We start from the raw sequence: 4,158 nt of genomic DNA, 5'->3' as shown, positions 1-4,158 counted from the left end.
ATAGCTAAAGTGTTATGTGTTAATCATCATTTTTAAGCCGATTTTCAATATCCATATTTTGATGTAAAATTCTGATGATTTCCATAATATTGTCTTCTGTTTTCTTAAAAAAAATCAAATGAGATTTGACTTTTGACATTCTGTATCCAGACCTGATATAGTCTATATTTTTGCATAGTACATTATTTGGGGCTATGAATTCAATTTCATCAATTATGAGATGGTGATATCTGTCAGCTTGCTCTTTTGACCACTTATTTAACGTGTAAAGCCATATTTTTTCCAAATCAGAAATGGCTTTTTCACTTATTCGATATTTTTTGATCATAAGTATTTCCGGTGTAGGTCTGCCAGATGTTTATCCGCATCAAAATTTTCAATCATCGGGCTATTTTCTCCTTCAATCAATGCTTCTCTTAATTCTTTTAACTTTTTTTCCTCTGATTCCAAGAGCCTTAATGCAGAACGGACCACTTCACTTGCAGAACTATATTTTCCCGAAGCAACCGATGAATTAATAAAATCCTCAAAATGCGAACCTAATGATATGGATGTGTTTTTTCCCATTTCTATTTATTTTAATTCAAAATTACCAAATCTTGGTAATTTAATCAAGGAAACTCATAAAATTCCATAATTACTTTTTATCATTTAAAAATATAAAGTTTTTCTGACACCTTTTCGAGCTTATTTAATTCTATTTTTTATGGTCGAATTTTAGGGAAGCCTACAATAGCCCATAGCCTGGCGTTTGTAGCCCAATACGGATTCATCGACGGGGCTTGCAGACCGTCCAGGAACTATTTATAGGCAATAGTGTATTTTTATATATCTACCGATAATTTCAAGTGTCCGCCTAATCCTTCATTAATTATTCTCATCAGTGTCGAAAGTCGAATGTCACTTGCATTATTTTCAATCCGTGAAATATAATTTTTAGTTGTTCCAACTTTTTCGGCCAACTGTTCTTGAGTCAGGTGTTGTTTTTTTCTTGCTTCTTGAATCAGTACCCCGATTTTAAAAGTTTCAAATTCCTGTTCGTATTTTTCACGAGTTGGTGTTCCTGGTTTACCATACTTTTTATCAAGATGGTCGTCCCATGAAGTCAAATTATTACTTATTTTTTTCATCGAAGTATTCTTTTTTTAATCGTTCTGCTTTATCAATCTCTTTTTGTGGTGTTTTTTGTATCTTTTTTTGAAATCCACTCAATAGAATCACAAGATTACCTTCGTCAAAGCAACAAAACACCCTGAAAATATTGCTCCCGACTTGAGTCCTAATCTCCCAAATCTCATCAGTTCCGGTCAGGTGATCGAAATAAACTTTCGGTACAATCCTTAATGAACGGACCAATCCAATAGCCCAATCAAGCCGGTCTTGAACTTTTTTGGGTTGGGAATTATAAAAGCCCCAAAAATAGTTTTTATAGACTCTTATTGTTTGTTTAAATTATTACAAATCAGAATTTTGTTATTGGAATCAATGAGCAAAGTTACCTAATCGGATAACTAAATTCAAATCTTTTTGATAATTTCCTGTATAAGGGGATGTTTTTTGCATTATTGCCAATGGTGGCGGTATGAAACGTTGAGGATTTCGAATTTGAGAACCTATAAAAAGACAATGACCTTGTCAGCCTTCGATTTACTTGACAAACACAGACTCCTCGCTGGGTCTTGAAGGCCGATCAGAGTCCTATTTATTACCACACAGTTTTAATTTAATCATAATGAAACCTGCACTTAGCAATTAGAATCTCGTCATTTTTTATTTGATAAATCAATCCATGTTCTTCATCTATTCTACGCGACGAGAACCCTTTATATTTGAATTTTAATGGTTCTGGTTTTCCTAAACCTGAATAAGGATTCCTTGAAATATCTTTTAAAATATCATTTATCCTTTTAAGCATTTTTTTATCTGTTTTCTGCCAATACAGATAATCTTCCCAAGACTCGTCAACAAATATGTATTTCACTATTCAAGCAAGTCTTTGGAAAATGATTTTTCACTTTTTAATTTTTCAATGGCAGAATCAAGCCGTTTCTCATTGACTCTTGACGAAAGTTCATGCTGGGTTGCACTTAAAGAATTGTATTCATCTATAGACATGATAACGACACCTGTATCTTTGCCTCTATTGATTATTAGAGTTTCAAAGTTCAGAGTAACATTATCCAGATATCTTTTAATATCTTTTCTGAAGTCTGAAATTGTCGTTGTTATCATGGTATTAAATTGTATGTACTTTTATTAGTACAAATATATGTACATAAATCGATATTTCCAATTATAGTAAGGGCGTTTTTAAACTATGTGGTAACGTTGGGTATATGAGTAGTGGCGGGTTTCGAAGTGAGACATTATAAACTAAGGCAAAAACTTAAACAGAAGTACTATACTTGGCAACCCATAAAACCGCCATTACTTATATGACCGGTTGTTGAACTAAATCTGCCTGCGCGGATAGCTATTTTAAAAGTACCCGATTCTTTCCATACTCAAAGATTAATTTTTAAAAATTGATTAGGAGAAAGAAATCTGGCTTAACCATTATTGAACAGTCCATGGTGTTTGTTCCTGAGTTTGAAAACGTCGTGCATAAAAGATAAAAGTAACCTCGTTTTAATAATTTTATCTTTGCAGAAAGCACCAAACCCTGTATGATTTATAAAACTTCAAAGAACGATCATTCCTCTTTTTTTTAAAAAATATCCAAAACCCTCATTAAGTAAATAGTTCATAGATCTGCAGTTATAAATAGATTCATCGCTGGGTCTTGCAGACCGCTCAGAGGCCTATTTATTGGGCAACGGTGTTATTTCTTTTTTATTATCCAAATATCTTGTGGCAACCATTTTCCGCTTTCAGGCCTAGTCACTATATGTTCCAAAATCACAACATTGTCAAATAGCTTTTTCATAAAACCAGTTGGTTGAAATGCAGAGAATGTTCTATGTCCTTCTTTTACTTTGCCTCTTACTATCAACTCTCCATTATTATATTTTAAAACTTCCTTATCTGTTAATTTAACTTTGAAATTGTCCCCTTGCACTGTTAAAAACATAATCCCATTTGGTTTAAGTATCCGAAAAAGCTCATTATACCAATCATAATGCAATCGTTCAGACAAATGCGTAAATATTGAAATTCCATATATTATATCAAAAAAATCATCAGAATAAGGTAATGTGGCTTCTAAGGAGTTCTTATTGAATTTTATATCAGGTAAATTATTTGAACACCAATCAATCGATTGCTTATTATAATCTGTTCCAAAATATTCACATCCATTTCCAATAACTGATGGTAGATGACGAATCACTCTCCCCGGGCCACAACCCCAATCAAGTATCTTTTTGTTGTGTAAATCAATATGCTTACCAAAGTAATTTGCAATCCATTTAGCAGTTTCAATACTTTCTGTATAATATTTTCTATAATTGATTTGAAAAGATTCATAAATAAGATAGTCAGGCGGTAGCTTTACATTAGGATTGCTCCTTTTAAAATCCTTATTTACTTTCCTATTTTTATATCTCTCAATATAATAACGAACCCAGTCTGAAAAATATATCAATCCAAGTAGTCGTAATAAATTTGAAATTTGTCCTCTTTTCATTTAGCTATTATGTATAAGTCAAGGTGCATTGTCGGGTAACTCAGGCGGGTTACCCCGCCCTTGTCCCCTAAGAACCGTACTTGAACCTTTCGACTCATACGGCTCAGGCTCTCCAAAGGCGGATTAAACCACCCGACAATATACAAAATATTCAGTTAGCCTATTTATGTCTTAGCCTGTTGGCGAAATAGTAATCCCAGGAAGTATCGAACGGATTAGCGTTCCCATTAATAAGCCGGTGACGTTTAATTTGGAAGAGGCCAAACATGCGGAGCAAGATAGTCTTTCCATCATCGAACTTGCCGAAGAACTGCCATTTTCGATTTCCAATGCTCATAGAAATTAGGGAAACGATTTTCCGGTATCCAAGTTTATTGTGTCTTCGTCGAGCCCAGTTCCAGATGTTCCTCCACAATACCTGTCTAATAGATAGAAAGTTTTCTTCGAGCAGACGTACCTGTGGTAATTAGCCCATCCAGTGATAACCGGGTTCAGGTTTCGGATTAAAACTGCAGCTGTGAACCCCTGTGTTT

General features: G+C 33.9%; 8 protein-coding genes. All 8 read right to left on the bottom strand.

Going from position 1 to position 4,158, the window contains the following annotated elements; genetic code table 11:
* Window positions 1–19: 19 nt before the first annotated feature.
* Complete coding sequence (locus tag Q8907_13595) at window positions 20–328, bottom strand: type II toxin-antitoxin system RelE/ParE family toxin (GenBank protein ID MDP4275306.1); 309 nt, start codon at window positions 326–328, stop codon at window positions 20–22.
* Window positions 325–567 (bottom strand): type II toxin-antitoxin system ParD family antitoxin, encoded by a 243-nt coding sequence (locus Q8907_13590; protein ID MDP4275305.1) that lies wholly within the window; start codon window positions 565–567, stop codon window positions 325–327. The genes Q8907_13595 and Q8907_13590 overlap by 4 nt, the downstream gene beginning before the upstream one ends.
* 257 nt (window positions 568–824) lie before the next feature.
* Complete coding sequence (locus tag Q8907_13585) at window positions 825–1,130, bottom strand: helix-turn-helix transcriptional regulator (protein ID MDP4275304.1); 306 nt, start codon at window positions 1,128–1,130, stop codon at window positions 825–827.
* The gene (locus tag Q8907_13580) at window positions 1,114–1,440 is read right to left on the bottom strand and encodes a type II toxin-antitoxin system RelE/ParE family toxin (GenBank protein MDP4275303.1); all 327 of its coding nucleotides are present in this window, start codon (window positions 1,438–1,440) and stop codon (window positions 1,114–1,116) included. Before Q8907_13580 ends, Q8907_13585 begins: the two co-directional genes overlap by 17 nt.
* Before the next feature lie 283 nt (window positions 1,441–1,723).
* Complete coding sequence (locus Q8907_13575; protein ID MDP4275302.1) at window positions 1,724–1,981, bottom strand: Txe/YoeB family addiction module toxin; 258 nt, start codon at window positions 1,979–1,981, stop codon at window positions 1,724–1,726.
* Window positions 1,981–2,232 carry a type II toxin-antitoxin system Phd/YefM family antitoxin gene (locus tag Q8907_13570; protein ID MDP4275301.1) on the bottom strand — a complete coding sequence of 84 codons (252 nt, stop codon included), beginning with the start codon at window positions 2,230–2,232 and terminating at the stop codon, window positions 1,981–1,983. Before Q8907_13570 ends, Q8907_13575 begins: the two co-directional genes overlap by 1 nt.
* Before the next feature lie 589 nt (window positions 2,233–2,821).
* The gene (locus Q8907_13565) at window positions 2,822–3,625 is read right to left on the bottom strand and encodes a class I SAM-dependent methyltransferase (protein MDP4275300.1); all 804 of its coding nucleotides are present in this window, start codon (window positions 3,623–3,625) and stop codon (window positions 2,822–2,824) included.
* 342 nt (window positions 3,626–3,967) lie between these two features.
* Window positions 3,968–4,158: group II intron maturase-specific domain-containing protein (locus Q8907_13560; protein ID MDP4275299.1), on the bottom strand; the 191-nt coding region annotated here is incomplete at its 5' end.

The organism is Bacteroidota bacterium (genome assembly GCA_030706565.1).
Lineage (GTDB): Bacteria > Bacteroidota > Bacteroidia > Bacteroidales > JAUZOH01 > JAUZOH01.
Note: the sequence above shows the minus strand (reverse complement) of the source record. Positions and strands in the feature narration are given on the sequence as shown.